The sequence below is a fragment of the Mycolicibacterium neoaurum ATCC 25795 genome (genome assembly GCF_000691525.1).
Lineage (GTDB): Bacteria > Actinomycetota > Actinomycetes > Mycobacteriales > Mycobacteriaceae > Mycobacterium > Mycobacterium neoaurum.
Genome location: NZ_JMDW01000010.1, coordinates 61,988 through 82,448, shown reverse-complemented (window position 1 = coordinate 82,448; position 20,461 = coordinate 61,988). Strand labels below are relative to the sequence as shown.

At 65.3% G+C, this 20,461-nt stretch carries 21 protein-coding genes; 14 read left to right on the top strand and 7 right to left on the bottom strand.

Translation table 11 applies throughout. The annotated features are described in order from the left end of the window. Positions 1–19 precede the first annotated feature (19 nt). The gene (locus IC40_RS0114280) at positions 20–625 is read left to right on the top strand and encodes a TetR/AcrR family transcriptional regulator (RefSeq protein WP_030135385.1); all 606 of its coding nucleotides are present in this window, start codon (positions 20–22) and stop codon (positions 623–625) included. 72 nt (positions 626–697) lie between these two features. On the opposite strand, the gene IC40_RS26535 is transcribed toward IC40_RS0114280, so the two are convergent. Continuing rightward, complete coding sequence (locus IC40_RS26535) at positions 698–1,423, bottom strand: TIGR03086 family metal-binding protein (RefSeq protein WP_234882645.1); 726 nt, start codon at positions 1,421–1,423, stop codon at positions 698–700. 9 nt (positions 1,424–1,432) lie between these two features. Between IC40_RS26535 and IC40_RS0114270 the strand changes: the two genes are divergently transcribed. Further along, on the top strand, positions 1,433–2,380 hold the full coding sequence (locus tag IC40_RS0114270; RefSeq protein ID WP_030135383.1) for a helix-turn-helix transcriptional regulator: 948 nt from the start codon (positions 1,433–1,435) through the stop codon (positions 2,378–2,380). Positions 2,381–2,409: 29 nt separating this feature from the next. Here IC40_RS0114270 and IC40_RS0114265 read toward each other — a convergent pair whose 3' ends face one another. Then, positions 2,410–2,802 carry a VOC family protein gene (locus tag IC40_RS0114265; protein ID WP_030135382.1) on the bottom strand — a complete coding sequence of 131 codons (393 nt, stop codon included), beginning with the start codon at positions 2,800–2,802 and terminating at the stop codon, positions 2,410–2,412. Between the two features lie 138 nt (positions 2,803–2,940). Between IC40_RS0114265 and IC40_RS0114260 the strand changes: the two genes are divergently transcribed. Beyond that, the gene (locus tag IC40_RS0114260) at positions 2,941–3,150 is read left to right on the top strand and encodes a membrane protein (RefSeq protein WP_030135381.1); all 210 of its coding nucleotides are present in this window, start codon (positions 2,941–2,943) and stop codon (positions 3,148–3,150) included. 48 nt (positions 3,151–3,198) lie between these two features. Here IC40_RS0114260 and IC40_RS0114255 read toward each other — a convergent pair whose 3' ends face one another. After that, entirely contained in the window at positions 3,199–4,041 is an 843-nt protein-coding gene (locus IC40_RS0114255; RefSeq protein WP_081843443.1) for an SDR family oxidoreductase, read from the bottom strand. A gap of 89 nt (positions 4,042–4,130) precedes the next feature. Here IC40_RS0114255 and IC40_RS0114250 point away from each other — a divergent pair, with 89 nt between their 5' ends. Continuing rightward, entirely contained in the window at positions 4,131–5,045 is a 915-nt protein-coding gene (locus tag IC40_RS0114250) for a LysR family transcriptional regulator (RefSeq protein ID WP_030135379.1), read from the top strand. 45 nt (positions 5,046–5,090) lie between these two features. Here IC40_RS0114250 and IC40_RS0114245 read toward each other — a convergent pair whose 3' ends face one another. After that, entirely contained in the window at positions 5,091–5,642 is a 552-nt protein-coding gene (locus IC40_RS0114245; protein WP_030135378.1) for a TetR/AcrR family transcriptional regulator, read from the bottom strand. Positions 5,643–5,779: 137 nt separating this feature from the next. Here IC40_RS0114245 and IC40_RS0114240 point away from each other — a divergent pair, with 137 nt between their 5' ends. Genes IC40_RS0114240 through IC40_RS0114225 form a run of 4 tightly spaced genes read left to right on the top strand, consistent with a single transcriptional unit; the run spans position 5,780 to position 11,663 of the window. After that, positions 5,780–6,175: an MmpS family transport accessory protein gene (locus tag IC40_RS0114240; protein WP_157837323.1), complete on the top strand. Its 396-nt coding sequence runs from the start codon at positions 5,780–5,782 to the stop codon at positions 6,173–6,175. A 60-nt stretch (positions 6,176–6,235) separates the two neighbouring features. Next, positions 6,236–9,115 carry an MMPL/RND family transporter gene (locus IC40_RS0114235; RefSeq protein ID WP_234411591.1) on the top strand — a complete coding sequence of 960 codons (2,880 nt, stop codon included), beginning with the start codon at positions 6,236–6,238 and terminating at the stop codon, positions 9,113–9,115. Continuing rightward, entirely contained in the window at positions 9,112–10,797 is a 1,686-nt protein-coding gene (locus tag IC40_RS0114230; RefSeq protein ID WP_030135375.1) for a GMC family oxidoreductase, read from the top strand. The genes IC40_RS0114235 and IC40_RS0114230 overlap by 4 nt, the downstream gene beginning before the upstream one ends. Before the next feature lie 56 nt (positions 10,798–10,853). Next, positions 10,854–11,663 (top strand): LLM class F420-dependent oxidoreductase, encoded by an 810-nt coding sequence (locus IC40_RS0114225; protein ID WP_030135374.1) that lies wholly within the window; start codon positions 10,854–10,856, stop codon positions 11,661–11,663. A 16-nt stretch (positions 11,664–11,679) separates the two neighbouring features. On the opposite strand, the gene IC40_RS0114220 is transcribed toward IC40_RS0114225, so the two are convergent. After that, positions 11,680–12,648, bottom strand: a complete 969-nt coding sequence (locus tag IC40_RS0114220; protein ID WP_030135373.1) for an aldo/keto reductase — start codon at positions 12,646–12,648, stop codon at positions 11,680–11,682. Between the two features lie 186 nt (positions 12,649–12,834). Between IC40_RS0114220 and IC40_RS0114215 the strand changes: the two genes are divergently transcribed. Next, positions 12,835–14,601 (top strand): sensor domain-containing diguanylate cyclase, encoded by a 1,767-nt coding sequence (locus IC40_RS0114215; RefSeq protein WP_030135372.1) that lies wholly within the window; start codon positions 12,835–12,837, stop codon positions 14,599–14,601. Here IC40_RS0114215 and IC40_RS0114210 read toward each other — a convergent pair whose 3' ends face one another. Together IC40_RS0114210 and IC40_RS0114205 are read right to left on the bottom strand one after the other, a co-directional pair. Next, on the bottom strand, positions 14,602–15,798 hold the full coding sequence (locus tag IC40_RS0114210; protein WP_030135371.1) for an acyl-CoA dehydrogenase family protein: 1,197 nt from the start codon (positions 15,796–15,798) through the stop codon (positions 14,602–14,604). 53 nt (positions 15,799–15,851) lie between these two features. Continuing rightward, the gene (locus tag IC40_RS0114205; RefSeq protein WP_030135370.1) at positions 15,852–16,502 is read right to left on the bottom strand and encodes a TetR/AcrR family transcriptional regulator; all 651 of its coding nucleotides are present in this window, start codon (positions 16,500–16,502) and stop codon (positions 15,852–15,854) included. A gap of 99 nt (positions 16,503–16,601) precedes the next feature. Here IC40_RS0114205 and IC40_RS0114200 point away from each other — a divergent pair, with 99 nt between their 5' ends. From IC40_RS0114200 to IC40_RS0114180, 5 genes are all read left to right on the top strand, one after another. Next, entirely contained in the window at positions 16,602–18,128 is a 1,527-nt protein-coding gene (locus IC40_RS0114200; RefSeq protein ID WP_030135369.1) for an MFS transporter, read from the top strand. Continuing rightward, positions 18,115–18,678 carry a TetR/AcrR family transcriptional regulator gene (locus tag IC40_RS0114195; RefSeq protein ID WP_030135368.1) on the top strand — a complete coding sequence of 188 codons (564 nt, stop codon included), beginning with the start codon at positions 18,115–18,117 and terminating at the stop codon, positions 18,676–18,678. The genes IC40_RS0114200 and IC40_RS0114195 overlap by 14 nt, the downstream gene beginning before the upstream one ends. A 72-nt stretch (positions 18,679–18,750) precedes the next feature. Beyond that, on the top strand, positions 18,751–19,608 hold the full coding sequence (gene thiD / locus IC40_RS0114190) for a bifunctional hydroxymethylpyrimidine kinase/phosphomethylpyrimidine kinase (protein ID WP_030135367.1): 858 nt from the start codon (positions 18,751–18,753) through the stop codon (positions 19,606–19,608). 95 nt (positions 19,609–19,703) lie between these two features. After that, the gene (locus IC40_RS27860) at positions 19,704–20,177 is read left to right on the top strand and encodes a hypothetical protein (RefSeq protein ID WP_157837322.1); all 474 of its coding nucleotides are present in this window, start codon (positions 19,704–19,706) and stop codon (positions 20,175–20,177) included. 69 nt (positions 20,178–20,246) lie between these two features. Then, on the top strand, positions 20,247–20,456 hold the full coding sequence (locus tag IC40_RS0114180) for a DUF3072 domain-containing protein (RefSeq protein ID WP_030135365.1): 210 nt from the start codon (positions 20,247–20,249) through the stop codon (positions 20,454–20,456). Positions 20,457–20,461: the final 5 nt, after the last annotated feature.

Here is a 20,461-nt window from a genome sequence, read left to right as displayed (position 1 = left end):
CATCTCCTATACTGGCCGGGTGCCTCACCCCGGACCCACCACGCAGCGTCGGCGCGGAGCCGAACTTGAGCTGGCATTGCTGGATGCGGCGTGGGACGAGCTCGTCGAGGTGGGATTCGCAAAGTTGACCATGGAGTCCGTGGCCGCACGAGCCCGCACGGGCGTGGCGGTGCTGTACCGTCGCTGGGCCAACAAGGATGACCTGACGCTTGCCGCGCTCGCGCATCATCGCGACAGCAATCCCGTTGAACTCCCCGACACAGGCAGCCTGCGCGGGGATCTGCTGGCCGCGCTGACGGGCATGAGCCGCACTCGCGCAGCCTTTTTCGCCATGGCAGCCGCTGCGGCATTCTCCGGACTGATGGCCGCCAGCGAGCTCACCCCCGCCGAGGTGCGCGATCGAATCCTGGGCGACCAACCGAGGGAACGGATCAGGGCCATCTACCAGCAGGCCCACGATCGAGGTGAGATCGACGTGGACCAGATCCCCGCCGCATTGCTCACCATGCCTTTCGATCTGGTGCGCCACGATCTGCTCATGGATGTCGAACCCGTTGCGCACGAACGCATCCGGTCCATCGTCGACGACCTGTTTTTGCCACTCGTCGACCACTACGCGAGGTGACGTTTCTGATCAGATATCGAGCTTTCCGAGTAGCTTCTCCACCCACGCCGAGGACCGCGGCGAAATTCTTCGTCACAACGGGATCGTTGGCGTCGTATCGAGGAAGCGGCGCGGATCGCGGCCCGTCCAAGCAACCAGCCGCTCGATGACAGGAGCATCCTGCGCGATCGGGACAGCCTCCGCGAACGGTACAGTGACCTCGTCGAAACCCCGTGCCGCCGATATCTCCTTGTACCGGGCCAGGCGATTGTCCACCGGCAGCATGCCGCGCATCGCGTCGAAAGCCGCCGCCACCACCACGTCATCCCATTCGGGCCGCTGACCCGTGGCTACGGCCAGGTCCCACGTATGAACGGTCAACTCGCTGACGTAAGAGGCCAACACCTTCGCCCCAGGACCTTCGATCCACGGTAAGGCCATGTGTCGGTGGAGCGCGGCGCCGTCGATCCAGGCGCCGGTGGCTCGCTCCGCCGACACCCGCCAGGCGTCGAGCCAGCGATCATCGTCCACCGCACGATCGTTGACGGCCAGCGGATTTGCGCCGTCACCAAGTGCGGCGATTCTGTCCAGCACACCGATGAGGTGCGCCAGCAGCGCTCGCACGTCCATACCCACGCAGGGTGTCGGACTACTGATTCGCTGAGGCGGTACGTCGGCGACGACTCCCCCAGCCGTGGCAATGGCGCGGTCGAGGACGCGCCGGGGATCGATGAGGTCATTCTTGCGGGAGCTTGGGATGTTCACGGCGCCATTGTGCGGACCTAAACCGGTCATCTCATGACCGGTTTCATGTGCCATTGTGATGGCATGCGAGCTGACCGGCTGATCGCCATCCTGCTCCTGCTGCAACAACGCGAGCAGGTCACCGCAACTCAAGTCGCTCAAGAGCTGGAGGTGTCGGAACGCACCGCGCGGCGTGACCTCGAGGCGCTCTGTACGGCAGGGGTGCCCGTGTACTCCATACCGGGACGAGGTGGCGGGTGGCGCCTCGTCGGTGGCGCTCGTACCGACCTGTCCGGGCTCACCGCACCGGAGGCACGTGCGTTGTTCCTGGTGGCAGGCCCCGCCTCGACCGCCACTCCCGAAGTCAAGACCGCGCTGCGCAAGCTCGTTCGTGCCCTCCCCGAGCCCTTCCGTGAACAGGCCGAAGCGGCCGCGTCGTCGCTGATCGTCGATCCACGACAATGGGGTTCCAGCCATCCCGAGCCACGGCCACCCCGCTTCCTGGATGTGCTGCACGAGGCGGTGATCCGCGGCGTCCAAGTGCAGCTCGGTTACGTCGATCGTCGGGGCGCAGAGACCCGTCGGATCGTGCACCCGTTGGGCATCGTGGCGAAGAGGCCGACGTGGTACCTGGTGTGCGATACCGAAACCGGTCCCCGCACATTCCGCATCGACCGCGTCTGCGCTGTCGAGCTCACCGATGATCAGGTTCGGAGGCCGCCGGGATTCGACCTTGCGCAAAGCTGGCGCGACATCGCCGATGAGGTCGATCGCCGGCGGACGCCGCTGGAGGCGCACGCCCTGTGCTCGCCCGACGGGCTCGACGTACTTCGCAGGATGCTCGGGGACCGGCTGGAGGTGGGGCGTGGCACGCCCGACTGCCGGATCGAGGTGGTGATCCGCGGAGCGGATGAATACGTTCTGGCCGGTGAACTCGCCTGGCTCGGCGAGTGGCTGGAGATCATCGGTCCGCGCAGCGTTCGCAAGCACCTCGCCGGGATCGGCGCTGCGCTCGTGGCGCGGTACAGCTGACGACCGCATACCTCATGCCGCACAAGCACTCACGTCGTGTGGTAGGTGGCGATTTCGACCAGATTCCCATCCGGATCGGTGCAGTAGTACGAGGTCATGTCTCCTTGGGCGCCGATCCGGTGAACCGGGCCATCGGTGACGGGCACTCCTACGTCAGCCAGATGGGCTGCGATCTGCGACGGGGCCACATCGGCGATCACGCACAGATCCAGCGAGCCGGGGGCATCCACCGCCCCGGTTGGCCAGCCCTGCGAACCGGTGGGTCGCAGGTTGAACTTCTGGCCGCCGAACATCAATGCGGTGCGATCGCCGCGAAACACCTCGCGCCGCACGCCCAGCGCCCGCTCGTACCACTCGGCAGTGACCTCGACATCGCGACAATTGATCACTACATGGTCGATTCGATCGATGGCGAAAGTCATACCCCACGCTACAGCCGATCCCTGGATCGGTGCTGAGCAGAGTCGACGGAACGCCCTAAGTCGACTGCACTGCAACAGATGTGAGTCCGAAGCTGATCTGACGGAGCTGGGGTGTCAGCACCCCCGTAGGCTCAGCGGATGCACAACGTGACTCTGGCCAGCCCGGCGCTGGCCGCGGCGCTGACAGCAGGGCTGACGGTCTACGCGGCATTGATTCTCACCAGCATCGCGGTAGCCATCTACTACGCCCGAAGGCAACGACGACGGCCGGCGATCGCCACCGCGGTGTTGGTCGGGATCCTCACCGTGGGCGGTCTGGTCATGGCCATCGTGAGCAGCATTGCATGAGTGGCTGGTGGCGTACCGCCAGGAGAACGCTCCTGCGCAGCGGTGCGCCTACACAAATGTGTCACGGTGGGCCATCGCCCATTCGCGATAGGTGACCGCATCCCGGCCGGTGATCTCGTGGACCGCGTGCGTGACGACTGCTTGCTCGGTGGTCTCGAACTCCCACTGGGCCATGAGTAGATCGAGGTACTCCGGCGGTAGCACCTCGCCATAGAGCGCGCGCGCTTCACGCTCGGAGAGCACCGAGATGCCGATGGGCTCGCCAATCGCCTCTCCAATGAGCCTGACCTGGTCGCGCATGGTCAACGAGTCCGGGCCGGTGAGCACGGGCTTCGTACCATCGAGATCCGGTGTCGTGATCGCCCGGACGGCGACCGCGGCGGTATCCTCGTCGGCGATCGGCGCCTGCTGGGAATCGGGGAAGGGCAATCCGACCATGCGATTGTGGCGGATCTGCCGCGCCCAGAAGCGGATGGCATTGCGCGCGAAGGCACCCGGGCGCAACGAGACGGTGGTGAAGCCGCCGCCACTGATGGCGTTCTCCACGGCCAGGTGCCGTTGCTTGTTGTATTCGACGAACGACTCGTGCCGGGTGGTGTCGATGGTGGAAAGCACCACCACCTTCGTCACACCGGCCGCGCTCAGTTCGTCGACCAGTTCGGGCAGCACCTCGTGTCGGGTGAAGCTGAACAGGAACACGCAATCGACACCCGCGAGGGCCGGACGCATCGTCGCCGGTCTATCGAGATCGCTGGAAACTGTTTCTACACAAGGCATGTGACCTGATTGCGGACGGCGGCACGTCGCCCGCACCTCCACTCCGCTGCCGCGCAGCTGATTGATGATGGCAGAGCCGACCCCGCCGCTGGCACCGGTGATGAGCACTCGCATCGTGTGTCCTTTCCGTCCCGATGGATTCGACATTAAGAAGCACGCCTCATCAACGCCAATAATGATTTCTGATATGAGAGATTCATCGTGTGAATCTTTCCGGGGTCGACCTGAACTTGCTCGTCGTCTTGCACGCAGTTCTCCAAGAGCGCAGTGCGACAAAGGCGGCGACTCGGCTGCATCTGACCCAACCCGCGGTCTCGAACGCGCTGTCACGGTTGCGGGTGCTCCTCGGCGATCCGTTGGTGGTGCGCTCCGGCCGAGGCCTGACCCCCACCCCGGCGGCGCTGGCAATCCAGCCCCGACTCGACGCCGCACTGCAATTGGTGGAGGGTATCGTTCGCGACCTCGACGATTTCGATTTGACGACGACCACCCGCGAATGGGTCATCGCATTCGCCGATCTTTACGGCCCGCTGGTGCTACCTGGCCTGGACCGCCTGCTCCAACAACGGGCCCCCGGGTCCGCCATCAGGGTCGCACCACTGGACCGCATCAGTGTGGTCGATGCTCTGGCCACCGGAGAGATCGACCTCTACCTGGGTATACCCACGACGATCCCGTCGGCATGGCACTCCGAACCCGCCTTCGTCGACGACATGGTGGGCGTGATGTCCGCACACCGTCCCGATGCCGGCATCGGTATGACACTCGAACGCTTCGTCGAACTACCGCACGCACACGTGCAGATCAGCCCGGGCCGGGGTCGAGAGGTCGACGACGCCCTTGGCCGGTTGGGACACGCACGCCGCATATGCTTCACGGTCTCGCACTACAGCTCGCTGTTTCCGATTGTCGAGAACGGTCGGTGCATCGCCGTCGCGCCCCGACGCCTTGCCCGTCACCATGCGCAGCGCTCGGCGATCACGCTTTTCGACCTGCCGTTGACGCTGCCGTCCTACGAGGTGAGGTTGTTCTGGCATGAGCGGGTCGACAACGACCCAGGGATCGCAGCCCTGCGCGCAGTTGTGCGTGATGTCCTCGATGCCTTGCCGCCAGACTGAGGCAATGCGGTCAGCCTATGGAAAGTGCCCGGCTCATCTCGATGATCAGTCGCGGTGTAGATCGATGAGTTCGACGAGATGTCGGTGCACATCGTCCAAGGGCGCAGTAGAGCGTTGTGCGATGGCCATGACCACCGCCCCTTCGATGGACGCGATGGCCATGGTCGCCAGACTGGCGCGGACCTCTTCGGGAATCCCGTTGTCGCGCAGAGTTGCCGACAGCGACTGACCCCACTCAGCGAAGACCGCGGCGGCAACCTCAGCGGCCTCGGGCGAGTCGCTGCGCCCCAACGCCGCGGCGACGATGGGGCAGCCGGCCGCAAAGTCCCCGGCCACCAGCATGGCCTTCCATTGGTTCACGAACACCGAGAGCGGATCAGCGGCACCGTTGAGCGCAGCGATATAGGACCCGATGACGGCGCCGGCACGTGCGGTGGCCGCCGACACCATCTCGGCCTTTCCGCCAGGAAAGGCCAGGTAGATGGAGCGGCGGGAGACGCCGGCACGCTCGAGCACAGCGGCGATTCCCGTTCCGGCGACACCGAATCGCTGGATCAGGTGGATGGTGCTCTCGATGAGTTTGTCGCTCGCCGCCATTCGCCGCGACACCCCTTTCGTGATGACCGTCACATGTAATCGGTCGTTGTCACTATACCAATCGGTGTACTAGCGTCCGGTAAACCAATCGTTCTACCGACGGAGGCGCGACGATGCTGGATGGCCAACGATGGATCGTGGCCGTGATCGTAGGAGTCATTGCCGTCTCGGCCGCGGTGATCGGCTCGCTGAGGTTGCGCGACATCCCGGATCGCGCCATAGGTCATTCCCCTCCCCCGCATGCGGTGGCCGATCCGCGCGAGCGACTCATCGAATACCGGCTGGACGGCGATCCCGGTCGCCACGCCCTGGTGTCCTACCTCACCCCGGAAGGGCACGTCGTCGATGCCGACGTCGTCCTGCCGTGGCGCACCCAGGCACCCATCAGCACACTGACCGCCGCCGTCGGCCTGGCCGCTCAGACCAACGGCAGCCGTCTGCGCTGTGAGATCGCGGTCGACGGACAATCACGAATCCTTCGAGAGGCCACGGCAGACGCCGCCGTGGTCAACTGCTCGGTACCGGCGGCCTGAACCATGACCATTCCCAAAGTCTTTCGCGGTATCGCGGGCGAACTGCGACACCCGATACGCATGAGCGACGTCCGCACCGCCGCCGAGGATCGGCCGTGGTGGGCCCGAGCGCTGTATGGGCTCTCACTGCCCATCGTGCTCGGCTGGTTGGTCGTCGTCGGAGCCCTCAACATCGCCGTGCCGCAGTTGGAAACGGTGATCGACCAGCACGCGAAATCGTTTCTCCCCGACGAGGCATCCGCGGTGCAGGCGCTGGTCAAGATGGGCGATCACTTCGGCGGCGGCGGCAGTAACAACTTCGTGTATCTGCTCGTCGAGGGCCAACAGCCCCTCGACGGGCCGGCACGCGACTACTACGACGCGGTGGTCCACAGACTCACTGCCGATGAGCGGCACGTGAGTTCGATCATGAACCTTTGGTCGGATCCCGACCTCGCACCGGCCGCCCAGAGCGCGGACGGCAGAGCGGCCTACGGGCTGGTGAATCTCACCGGAAACATGGGCACCGCAGCCGCGATGGAGTCCACCCGCGTCGCGCGCGACATCATCGCCGCGGTGCCGGCGCCCGAGGGCGTCTCGGCACACATCACCGGTCCATCGGCCGTGGTCAACGACGAGTTGGTGGCCATCTCGGATTCGATACTGCGGCTCATCATTCTGTGCTCCGTCTTGGTGACCGCCGTGCTGCTGGCGGTCTATCGTTCGCCGGTAACAGCGTTGGTGCCGCTGATCACGGTCGCGGCCAGCCTCGGCGGCGCCCGGGCGCTGATCGCCCTCTTCAGCCAGATGGAATGGATCAGCGTGTCGATCTTCGCCGCGGCACTATCGGCCGTGGTGGTGCTGGGCGCCGGTACCAACTACGGAATCTTCCTGGTGGGGCGCTACCAGGAAGGCCGCCGCCGCGGACTGGACTCCGAGGCCGCCTTCTACGCGGCACTCAGCGGTGTCGCACACATCATCATCGCATCGGCACTCACGGTGGCCGGCGCCATGGCGTGTCTCACGCTCACCAGACTGTCGATCTTCAGCACGTCGGGACTTCCCTGCACCATCGCGATCATCGTAACGCTCTGTGCGGCATTGACATTGGGACCTGCTCTACTCGCGATACTGATCCGGATGGGATATGTCGAGCCCCGCGGCGACGGCTCCGCCCGCCGGTGGCGACGCATCGCCACGGCAGTCGTGCGATGGCCGGGGCCGGTGCTGACCGGAGCCACCGCCATCTTGCTGGTGGCGATCGCCTTCGTACCGATGTACCAGCCCAGCTACGACGAACGGCGCGCGCAGCCCACCGATTCCCCCGCCAACATGGGGTTTGCGGCGGCCGACCGCCACCTGCCGCCCAATGTCATGGCCCCGAGTGTCGTCATCATCGAAGCCGACCACGACATGCGCAATCCAGCCGACCTGATCGCCCTGGAACGGTTGACCGCCGCCATCGCCGGCCTGGACGGTATCGACGCGGTGCAAGGCATGACCAGGCCATTGAAAGCGCCGATAGCGCAGGGCACTTTGGCAAGCCAGGCCGGCTACATAGGAAGCCGGATCGAGCAGAGCGCGGCCCTGCTGAATGCTCGGTTGGGTGATATCGAGGCCGTCGAATCCGCCCTCGACGGCCTCGACGGATCGGCCCGGGCGCTCTCGAGCGCTCTGTCCCGAGGGCAGAGCGGTGCCGTCGATGTGGTCTCCGCCATGACCGTCCTGAAATCCGAAGCGGTGAACCTGACCTCGAAGCTGGCCATCGTGCAGGATGCGAGTCAGCCCGCTGTCGATGTTCTCAGGGGTCTTCCACAGTGCCAGTCGATCGAGGTCTGTCAGGGCGCGTTGACCGGGTTCTCGCTGATCGACGATGTCCGCGGACTCGACGAGCTGTCCGCCAAGGTCGAACAGGGCACCGCCGCGGCGGCCGCTGCCCTTCCGGACGCGGCGTCGCAGATCCCGGCCATCACCACGGCGATTGCCCGAGTGCGGCAGGTGATCCAACCGCTCAAGAGCAGTCTGCAAGCGCTCATCCCGCAGACCACCGAGATCACAGCATTTCTTGACGAGGTGAGCCGTTCCTACGCCGAGGGCGCACCGTCCACCGGGTTCTTCCTACCTGCCCAAGCCATCGACAGCCCGCTCTTCCGCAGCGCGGTTCCCTATTTCTTCTCCTCCGACGGCACCGTGACCCGCATGGTGGTGACGCCCGAGATAGAGGGATTCAGCCGCCAGGCAATGGATTTGAGCGAGCGTGTGATACCCGCTGCGCTCGGTGCGATCAAAGGAACCTCGTTGCAGGGTGCGACCGTGAGCATCGGTGGCCCTGGCGGGACACTGCTGAACATCGAATCCTTCGCACATGAGGACTTCATCGCCATCGCGGTCGCGGCATTCGCGTTCGTCTTCTGCGTCGTGCTGGTGTTGTTGCGCAGCCTCGTCGCCGCGGTGGTGGTGATCACGACAGTCGGGATCTCCTATCTGGCGGCGTTGGGGCTGGGCGTGTTCGTCTGGCAGACCCTCGTCGGCAACCCCCTGCACTGGGCAGTTGCGCCGGTGGCATTCTCCTTTCTGGTGGCTGTCGGTGCGGACTACAACATGTTGCTGGTGAGCAGGATGAAAGAGGAGATGGCCGCCGGTACGAGCACCGGTCTGATCCGCGCGATGGTGGGCACCGGCAGCGTGGTCACCACCGCCGGCCTCACCTTCGGGGCCACCATGTTCGCGATGCTCGGCAGTTCGGCCACCAATATCGCCCAGATCGGCACGACCGTCGCGTTCGGGTTGGTGATCGACACGCTGATCGTTCGTTCCCTGATGGTTCCGGCCATCGCGCGGTTGTGTGGCCGATGGTTCTGGTGGCCGACGGCATTCGTCAGAATGCCTGCGCACGCCGGGTCCGCATCACCCACACTGGACCCGACGAGAAATGCACGGGAGGAACGACTACACACATGACCGGCGCCGCCGAATTCGACTACGTCATCGTGGGTGCGGGCAGCGCCGGCTGCCTGCTGGCGAACAGGCTCAGCGCCAACCCTGGTCATCGTGTGCTGTTGGTCGAGGCCGGCGGCAAGGACGACTGGTTCTGGATCAAGATCCCTGTCGGTTACCTCTACACCATCGCCAACCCGCGGACCGACTGGTGCTATACCACCGAGGCCGATCCGGGCTTGGCGGACCGCAGCATCATCTATGCCCGCGGCCGAGTGATCGGCGGCTGTTCGTCGATCAATGCCATGATCCATATGCGCGGACAGGCCAGCGATTACGTCTCGTGGGCGCGGGCCACCGGTGATGACCGATGGCTGTGGGGCGGTCCGGAATCGGCGGGCCAAACCCTGTCCATCTACAAGCAGCTGGAAGACTATTTCGGCGGCGCCGACGAATGGCACGGCACCGATGGCGAGATACGCGTCGAGCGGCCGCGGGTGCGCTGGAAGATCCTGGACGCCTGGCAGGCCGCCGCCGCCCAGGTGGGAATCTCCCCGATCGAGGAGTTCAACCGTGGGGACAATGCGGGCAGCGCGTACTTCCACGTCAACCAACGCCGAGGACGGCGCTGGTCGATGGCCGACGCATTCCTCCATCCGATCGCCCACCGGTCGAATCTCACCGTCTACACCAAAACGCAAGCGGTACAGCTGTTGACGGATGAGCAGGTAGCCGACAGCCAACGACGTGGCGCCTGGACCACCGCCGCACACCGCGCCACCGGTGTGCGGATGATCAAGGATGGACGGCGCGTCGATGTGCGGGCCCGGCGCGAGGTGATCCTCAGCGCCGGTGCCATCGGTTCGCCGCACCTCATGCAGGCCTCCGGCCTCGGACCGGCCGGACTGCTCGCGGCGCACCAAATTCCGGTGCGCGTCGACCTTCCCGGCGTCGGCGAAAACCTGCAGGATCACCTCCAGCTCAGAACGGTCTACCGAGTCCAGGGCGCACGCACCGTCAACACGCTGTACCGCAACCTTTTCACCCGGGCCGGTATGGGATTGCAGTATCTGTTGAGCCGGTCGGGTCCGATGACCATGCCTCCGTCGACCCTGGGGGCCTTTGCCACCAGCGACCCCGGCCGCACGAGTCCGGATCTCGAGTGGCATGTGCAACCGCTGTCGCTGGCCAAGTTCGGCGAGCCGCTGCACCGGTTCGGCGCGATCACTCCCTCGGTGTGCAATCTGCGACCCAGCTCTCGTGGCCACGTACGGCTGAGCAGTGGCGATCCGCTGCGCTATCCGAAGATCTCGTGCAACTACCTGTCCACCGACGATGATCTTCGCACCGCCGTGCGGGGCTTGCGGATGACGCGCACGATCATGGCGGCGCCGGCGCTGGCGCCCTACCGGCCGGAAGAGTTGCTACCCGGTCCGCGACTGGTCAGCGATGACGACCTGCAGCAGGCGGCCCGGGAGCTGGGCACCACCATCTTCCATCCGGTCGGTACCTGCGCCATGGGCGCTTTCGACACCCATGGCCGACCACGGTCCAGCTCCACGGTGCTGGACACCGACTGTCGGGTGTACCGGGTCGCCGGTCTTCGTGTCGTCGATGCCTCGGCGATGCCCACCATCACATCCGGGAACACCAATGCACCGGTCATGTTGATCGCCGAACGCGCCGCGAGGGCCATCCTGGAATAAACGCTCCGGGGTCGTACTTGGCTCAAGTGTCCTCCTCCCCCGACTCTGGAGCGCTCATGAATCGACCCGTCCGCGTCGCTGTCCAGGTACAGCCCGGTGGCACACCCGACTACCGCACGTGGCGAGACGCCGTCGTGGCCGCCGACGAACTCGGTGTCGACGTGATCTTCGGCTATGACCACTTCCACCGGCCGGCAATGAAGGGCATCGTCGACGGCAAACCCGTGATGTTCGACGAGCAACCCGACGTCGCGAACTTCGAGGGCTGGACCGCACTCGCATCATGGGGCGAGATCACCTCGCATGCCGAGATCGGGCTCCTCGTCACCGGCGTTGGGTACCGCAATGCCGACCTGCTCGCGGATATGGCCCGCACCGTCGACCACATCAGCGGCGGCCGCCTCATCCTGGGGCTCGGTGCAGGTTGGTACGAAAAAGATTACGTCACATACGGATACGAGTTCGGCACGTTCGGTTCACGCTTCGACCTCTTCGACGAGAGCCTGATCCGAATCGAGCACCGATTGGAAGCCTTGGTCCCGCCACCGGTGCGTAAGCTCCCCATCCTCATCGGCGGAACAGGACCCAAGCGTTCGCTACCGGCCGTCGCTCGGCATGCCGGCATCTGGCATGCATTCCAGGACCTGGACGCCTTCCGCCGTTCCAGTGACCGTGTCGACGAACTGGCGGCAACATTCGGCCGAGACGGAGCAGAGATCGAACGCTCGACCCTGTGGCAGGACCCGGCAAGTGCCGATGCCTTTCGCGAGGCGGGGGTCACCTTGTTCCAGACCGAACTCACCGCTGATGACGGCTACGACCTGACATCGCTCAAGCAGGTGCTCGCCTGGCGCGATAACGGGTGAGCAACCGGCATGGACGTCAACGAACCCCCCGATCGCCATAGCGCCCGCCTGCGACCATGTCACTGAGTGGCTGAAGTTCGGCCAGCGCCTCGACGTCCAGTTCGACGTCCACGGCAGCCGCGTTCTGATCGAGTCGACCGGCGTTGCGCGTTCCAGGGATGGGCACAACGGACACGCCCAACCGCCGCGCTTGGGCGTGCACCCATGCCAGTGCGACTTGCGCCGGCAGGACACCGAGGCGGGCCGCGACCGCCCCGACGGTGTCGGCGATCGCTTGATTCTGTCGGCCAGCAGCGCCGTTGAATCGTGGATTGCGCGCCCGGAAATCGTTGGGATCCAGTGCCTCTCTGCGCACCGAGCCGGTGAGGAAACCGCGCCCCAACGGGGCGTAGGGCACCAATCCCACACCCAGCTCGGCCATGGTCGGAGTGACCTGCTCGACATCCCTTGTCCACAACGAGTATTCACTCTGGACGGCGGCGATCGGGTGGATGCGGTGCGCACGCCGCAACAGATCGGAGTCGACCTCGCTGAGACCGAGATACCTGACTTTGCCTTCCTGCACAAGCTCCGCCATCGCGCCGACAGTTTCCTCGATCTCGGCATTCTGCGGAGGTCGATGCAGATAGAGCAGATCGACATGGTCGACGCCCAGACGCAGCAGTGACGCCTCGCACGAGCGCTTGACGTAGGGTGCATCGCCGCGATGCACCCGCCTGTCGTCACCGCTGCTGCGATCGATCCCGAACTTGGTGGCAATCTGCACCGCATCGCGCCTACCGACGATCCCGCGCCCCAACAACACCTCGTTGTGGCCGGCCCCGTACTGATCGGCGGTGTCGAACAGCGTGACGCCCACGTCGATCGCGTGACCGATGGTCGCGAGGTTGGCATCCCAGTCGGTGGCCCCGTAGTACTCGCTCATCCCCATGCAGCCAAGGCCTTGTGCGGACACATCGAGACCACCGAGAACTGCTCTTTTCATGTCGATCCTTCCGCGGTCGCCTGTACCGACCCCAGGATCGGCCGCCGGGGGGCACCGGGACAATGGGTGCATTACACCCAGGCTCACCCACTCCCGGGCCGGTCCTGCGTACAGAAAAATGAACTCGGATGCTGGTCGGAACCCGCATCCAGCAGTTACCGTTGACGACGTGAGGACGTTGGTTCGTTGAGCGCAGGTATCGGCTCTGCTGCCAGTGAGGAACGCCGGCTTCGGACGCTCCATTCGTACGCCGTCCTCGATACACCGGCCGAACCGGCCTTCGACGACCTGACCGAGCTGGCCGCCGAGTTGTGTGCGGCCCCGACAGCACTGATCTCGCTCGTCGACTCCGATCGGCAATGGTTCAAATCTCGGCGCGGGATCGACGCCCAAGAGACCCCTCGAGGGGAATCGTTCTGTGTGCACGCGCTGGCATCCCACGAGGTGCTGGTCATTCCGGATGCGTCGCGCGATCCCCGGGTAGCCGACTATCTGTGCGTGCGGGAGGAGCCGCATTATCGCTTCTACGCCGGTGCACCGTTGATCGCCGCCGACGGTGCAGTGCTTGGCACGTTGTGTGTCGTCGACACCAAGCCGCGCGATCTCGAGGCGACCCAACGCAGACATTTGGCGGTGCTCGCGGCCCAGGTGATCGCCCAGCTGGAAATCCGTCGTCAGGCCGCCGCGCTCGCCGCGGTCGTGCGCGAGATGAGCGAAACCAAGCGGATGCTCGACGGCGTGCTACGGCACACCGATGTGCTGATCTATGCCAAGGATCTCGCCGGCCGGTATGTCATGGTCAATCCGGCGATCGTGCAGGCGACACGCGTCACCGAGGACATGATCGGACGCACCGATCACGACCTGTTCGCGCGCGAGCTCGCCGACGAGTACCGCCGTAATGACAGGCGCATCATGGCCGCGGGCCAGCGGCAGGTGTTCACCGAACGGATCGTGCACGAGGACGGAACGCACCGGAATTATCAGTCGACCAAGTTTCCCGTCTACGACGACGCCGGTGTCGTCATCGGCATGGCCGGCGTGTCGACCGATGTGACCGATCTCGAAACTGCCCGCGCGGCGCACGAAGACGCAGAAATGCGACTGCGCACCGTGGTGGAGCAGTCGCCGGTGGCGATCAGCGTCATCGCCGAGTCAGGTGTGCTCGTCTATGTGAACCCGGCGGCAGTCGCATTGTGCGGGGCGGTTCGCAACAGCGATCTGCACGGAAAACTCGCGTTGGATCTTGTGGTCTCCGATCAGCGCGACGGCATCGCAGCCCTCATCGCCTCCGTACTCGCGGGCGAGCCGACGACCAAGAGCGGCCGGACCCAGCTTCTGCGCCTGGACAATCGGATGGTGCCGGTCGAATTCACGATAAGCCGCATCCAGTACTCCGGGGTCCCCGCACTGCAGGCCGAGGTCCGCGATATCACCGCCGACCTCAGTGATCGTGAGCATCTCGAACTCGCCGCCAACACAGATGCCCTGACCCAGCTGCTGAATCGTAGAGCCTGGACACTACGTGTACAGGCAATCGTCGACGCGCGTTCAGCGGCTTCGCAATCGGGCGTGCTCGTCATCGCGATGATCGACATCGACCACTTCAAGGTCTACAACGACACGTACGGTCACCCCGCCGGGGACGATCTGCTCCGTCACATTGCGCAGGTATTCCAGGCCAACGTCCGCCCCGATGACGTCCTCGCGCGCTGGGGCGGCGAGGAATTCGTCGTTGCACTCCCCAGCCCCACCACAACCGATGCGCTCGGAGTTCTCGACCGGCTCAAGACCGCCATGCCGACACCGCAGACCTGCTCCATTGGGTACGCGGCGTGGACCGAACACGACGACCTCGACACCTGCATCAGCAGGGCAGACAAGGCCCTCTACGCCGCCAAGGATGCCGGCAGAAACTGCATCATCGGCCGGCCCGCCGAACCGGAGTCGTAGCTACCCCGTGATATCCCGGCCGATCAACCGCCGCGCAATGATCCACTGTTGCAACTCGTTGGCGCCCTCGAAGATCTCCAGGATCTTGGCATCGCGGAACATTTCCTCGAGCCGCACCGACTCGCCCGTCTCACCGACCTGCCGCGCGAAGCCGAGCGCGCCATATATCTGGATCGCCTCCCGCACGACATCGTTGGCCAAGCGCGTCCCATACGCCTTCGCCATCGCGGCCTCCGGCTCGGCGGTCCGGTCACCGCGGTCGACCAGGGTCGCTGCCTTCTGATACAGAGTTCGAGCACACTCGATTTCGGTGGCGCGCTGGGCCATGACGAACTGCCAATGCTGCATTGCACCCAGCGGAGCGCCGAACACCTGACGAGTGCGCAATCGGTCGACGGCAAGGTCCACGGCCGCCTGGGCCACCCCCACGCCCGCGGCACCGATGCCGATACGTCCTCGCACGAGCGCCGACAGCGCGACCGCCATCCCGCCACCCGCTTCACCCAGCAGATTTGATCGTGGAACGTGCACGTCGGTGAATTCGATATCGGCCGTGATCTGGCCACGGTGGCCCATCTTCAGATCCGGCGTGCCGATCCGCACCCCCGGTGACGAGAGGTCGACGAGCAGCATGGTGGCCCGATCACTGCCCTCGCCAGCCCGCACCAACACCGAGACCCAGCCCCTGGCAACACTGTTGGTGATCCACCGTTTGCGGCCGTTGACGATGAATCCGTCCGATGTCTCCTCGGCCACGGTCCGCAGGCGTGCCGCGGTCAGGTCCGAACTGGTGTCGGGTTCGGTGGTCGCGAACGCAAAAGCGACCCGGCCGCTGACCAATTCGGGTATCAGGCGGGCCCGCAACTCGGCCGAGGCGAACGCCAGCGTCTGCGGTACCAGAATGCACTGGCCATCGAAGACACCGGCCAAAGACGAAGAGTGGTAGGCGATCTCCTCGGTGACGGTGCAGGTGCCCAACATCGGATGCTGTAGGCCCATACCGAAATCCGCACCGAACGGCACCCCGAACAGACCCTCGTCGGCCAGACCCCGGAAGGCCTGCCAGGGGAAGCTCTCCGCCGACTCTTCGCGCTGTCCGATCTCGCGGGCGTAGGGCACCACGGCGCGGCCGACGGCCTCGCGCGCCATCTGGCGCACCCGCACGATCTCTTCGGGCAACCAGACGTCGTGCGTCATGCGGTCTTGAGTGCGTTCGATCACCGGATCACAATAACAGTCAGATGTGACGGTTATGAAGAGTGCGTATCCGACTGTTCCAGCAGCATCCGGACGGCCAGGTCGTTCCACAGCCGAAGGTGCGGATCGGTATCAGCGCTGCGCTCGCCGATCGAATAGGTCAGCGCCACCCCGCGCATGCTGCTGAAAAGCAGGTCACGTAGGTCGGGAAAGGCTGGATGGCTGCTGTGCACCGGCCCGAACATCGTCGCGATGACGTGTTCGATGGCTCGGCCGAGTCTGCGCTCGGCATCCGCCAATCCCGTGCGAAGTCCGGGATCGGTCCGCGCCGCGGTCCAGAGTTCCATCGCCGCCCAGAAGTATGGTTGCCGAAATGTGCTCCAGAGCAAGCTGATCGCATAGTCGATTCGCGCGGATCCACTCGCGGCACCGTCGGGAACCGCGGCGTCGAACCACCGTTCCATCTCGGCGACCCGCTCGATGGCCAGGTGCTGCGCAGCAGCGACCAGCAGGGCGTCCCTGGATGGGAAGTAATGCAGCAACCTGCCGCGGGACACCCCCGCCAACCGCTGGATGACGACCGTGGTGGCACCGCTGTATCCGTTCTCCACCAGGGCGCGCACCGCCGCGTCGAGGATCAACGCGCGACTGTCGGCGCGCCGCTCGGGGCGCGAGACACGTTCCGCCTTGGTCTGAACCACCACGACGACAGCCTAGGCGAAACCGTCAAACCTGACTGCCGCAACACGACCACAACTCAAATGAGCTTATTAACAACTTACTTGAGCTGTTAAGGTCGGACCATGGTTTCCGAAACGCCCGACGCGATCAAGGCCGGACGCCGCGAGTGGTCCGCGCTCGGGGTGCTGGTGCTCGTGGTGACGCTGCTCGCCATCGATGGCACCGTCCTCTATCTGGCAGTTCCTTCGCTGACGGCCGATATCGGGCCCAGCGCCACGGAGCTGCTGTGGATCGGGGACATCTACTCCTTCGTATTGGCCGGTCTGCTGATCACGATGGGTAACATCGCCGACCGCATCGGTCGCAAGCGGCTGCTCTTGGTCGGAGCCAGCGCTTTCGGCATCGCCTCGACACTCGCCGCCTTCGCCCCGGATGCCGGCACGCTCATCGCCGCTCGTGCCTTACTCGGCGTCGCGGGAGCCACCCTCATGCCTTCCACGCTGTCGATCGTGCGGGCCATGTTCGCCGACGCGAAACAACGCACCACCGCCATCGCGATCTGGTCGGCCGGCGCGATGGCCGGCGCCGCCGCCGGCCCGCTGGTCGGGGGCCTGCTACTGGAACACTATTGGTGGGGTTCGGTGTTTCTGGTCAATCTGCCGATCATGGCACTGGTGCTGACCGCCGGTCCCGTCCTCATCCCGGAATCACGCGGCGATGCGGCCAAGAAGATCGACGTGCGGTCTTCGTTGCTGTCGATCACGGCCATCGTGCCGATCGTGTATGCGGTCAAGCACTGGGTGGGCAGTGGCTGGGACGCAGGCGTTCCCGTGGCCGCGCTCGTCGGCATCGTCAGCGGCTGGCTTTTCATCCGTCGCCAGCGGAAACTGCCCCATCCGCTACTCGATATCACGCTGTTCCGGGTTCCGGCGTTCACCGGTGCCGTCGCCTCCAACGGGCTGGCCATCTTCGCGTTCATCGGGCTTCTCTACTTCTATTCGCAGTACCTGCAACTCGTTCGAGAGTTCAGTCCGCTACAGGCCGGTGTGGCAGAACTGCCCGGCACGCTGGCATCGATCGCGGTGATCGCCGTCGTCGGCGCCGTGAGCACGCGGTTCGGTGTGGGACGCGCGATCGGGTTCGGGCTGGCAATCGGCGCGCTCGGATTGACGGGCATCGGCGTAAGCGTCTTCCACGCCGACTACTGGCCCTTGGCTCTTGCTCTCGTTGTCATCGGATTCGGCATCGGCATTGCCATGACCTTGTCTACCGATGCGGTGGTGTCCGCGGTCCCGAAGGAGCGAGCGGGGGCAGCATCGGCGATAGCCGAGACCGCCTACGAACTGGGTACAGCCCTCGGCATCGCGGCGCTCGGTTCACTGCACTTCCTGATGTACCGGAGCCATCTGGACCTGCCGGCCGAAACTGCCGCCAACGATGCCGTGACCGCGAATGCCTCGCTTGCCGAGACGATCACGACGGTTGCGGACCCCGTGGTCGTCGAGCACGCACGCGACGCTTTTGCCACCGCGGTCCAGACGACGTCCTTCACCGCGGCGGGTCTGCTGGTCCTTGCCGCCGTGGCAGCATGGCGGATGATCCCGTCGGATCGCCCCGGTCTGCGAAAGGAAAGTCATGGTGGCCACTGAGCCGACGGTCACCCGCGACAAGGAGCGGACCCGACGCGCGATACTCGCTTCAGCCGAAAAGATGTTCGCCGATCGCGGATCCAAAGCCAGTCTCGCCGATATCGCGACGGCGGCCGGAGTAACCCAGAGCGGGCTGCGACACCATTTCCACAGCAGGGAAGCACTGCTCTTCGGCGTGGCCGAAGACATCGTGCAGCGATACTGGACCGAGATCCACAACATGGTCGATCTCTCCGAAAATCGTCCGGGGAAGCTGATGCGCGCGTACATCCGCGCACTGACCGGTGCCGATGATCTGCTCTCGACGCTCCTGGACCCCACCGCCCTCAGCGCCGCCCTCGGGCACCCGAAGATCTTCGAGGATCTCTTCATCTGGGACGCCGAACGTTGGCGAACCGCGCTGGCCGCCGATGGTTTGCCGATGGATGTGGTCCTGGTCATCCAACATGCCGCCGAGGGCCTGGCCATGGCCAGGAAGAGTCCGTACCTGACCGAGGACGACCTGATATCGGCCCGAAACAAATTGCTCGCGATGACCGAAGATGTCTGACCATTCTCGGCTGCTCAGGTAACGGGCGGCTAATGTCATCCTCGCCCTGACCCCCACCGACGAACACGACGGATGACTGACCCAACCGAGCTACCGCTGGCCGAGCCCGGCCACACGCCGCGCAGAGTCATGACCATCGCCGGTTCCGATTCCGGCGGAAGCGCGGGCCTGCAGGCCGATATGCGCACCTTCGCCATGCTCGGTGTGCACGGGTGTGCGGCGGTGACCGCCGTGACGGTGCAGAACACCCTCGGCGTGAGCTCATTCCACGAAGTGCCCACCGATGTCGTCGCCGGACAGATCACCGCGGTGGCCGGTGATATCGGGATCGAGGCGGCCAAGACCGGGATGCTGGCCTCGACCGAGATCATCGAGGCAGTCGTGTCGACATGGCGCAGCGCAGGCCTCACCGGGTCGATCCCATTCCTGGTCGACCCCGTGTGTGCATCCAATGTGGGCGAACCCCTGCTGCATCCCAGCGCACTGGACGCCATGCGTACCGAACTCATCCCCACCGCGACGCTGATCACGCCCAACCTGGACGAGGTTCGGCTTCTCGTCGGCATCGACGTCGTCGACGATGCCACCCAACGCGAGGCCGCACGCGCGCTACACGCCCTCGGCCCGCAATGGACCCTGGTCAAAGGCGGTCACCTGCGCACCTCGCGGATCAGTTCCGACCTGCTGTTCGACGGGGCCGACTTCCACGAGTACGCCGCGACGCGGATCGACACCCGCGATGACCACGGCGCCGGGGACACGCTCGCCGCCGCGATCACCGCAGCATTGGCGCACGGCCGCACGGTCCCCGAGGCCGTCGGCTTCGCCAAACGATGGGTCACCGACTGCATCCGAGCCGCCTATCCACTCGGTCACGGCCTCGGAACGGTCAACGGGCTGGCAAGGCTGCTGGGCAACGTCGGCGCTTAAGAACCGGACAAACCGGGTAAATCACCGACGCCAATTTCGCTGGGCTCGACATCTGATCCCGCCCAGCGGCCGTACTAGCAGAATCGAGCCGTCAGATGACCGTCCTTCGAATCGCCCGGACTCTCCCGCTTGCGGCCGCCGTGTCGGGCGCAGTCCTCTTCGGCGGATTGACCGCCTGTAGTTCCGACAGCGAGTCACCGGACACCACGACAACCACCTCGACCACCGAATCGACGATGTCGACGACGCCATCGACCGGCGCGGCCACCACCACCCTCGCGCCGTCCTCCCCCATGCCGCCGGCCGGCGGCGGCGCCGATGCAGGCCCGGGCGGCGCAACCGCCAGCGTGCCGGGAGCCAGCGCGGGCGCGGGACCCGGCGGGGCCAACGCCGGCGTTCCCGGAGCAGGAGCCGAGGCCGGGCCGGGTGGCGCATCGGTCGGCGTGCCGGGTGCCGGAGCCGAAGCAGGTCCCGGTGGCGCCTCGGCAGGTGTTCCCGGTGCCGGAGCGGGCGCGGGCCCCGGTGGAGCCGGAGCGTGCGTCGGTTCGGTCTGCGTCGGCACCCCGTAGTGTGATCGAAACGTGGCGGCCTACGGGCCGCCACGTTTCGAATGTTTGTGCGATGGGCATTCGGTGTCCATGAGCGAGCACACCACATCAGCACCGCAGGAAAACGCCGAAAAGGACACCTCGGAATGGGTCACCGGGGATGAGCCGATGACCGGTCCGCAGCGCAGCTATCTGCAGACCCTGGCCCAGGAGGCGGGAGTCGAGGTTCCCGACGACGCCACCAAAGCCCAGGCATCTGACCTCATCGAGGAACTCCAGGCCAAGACCGGGCGTGGATGACAGCA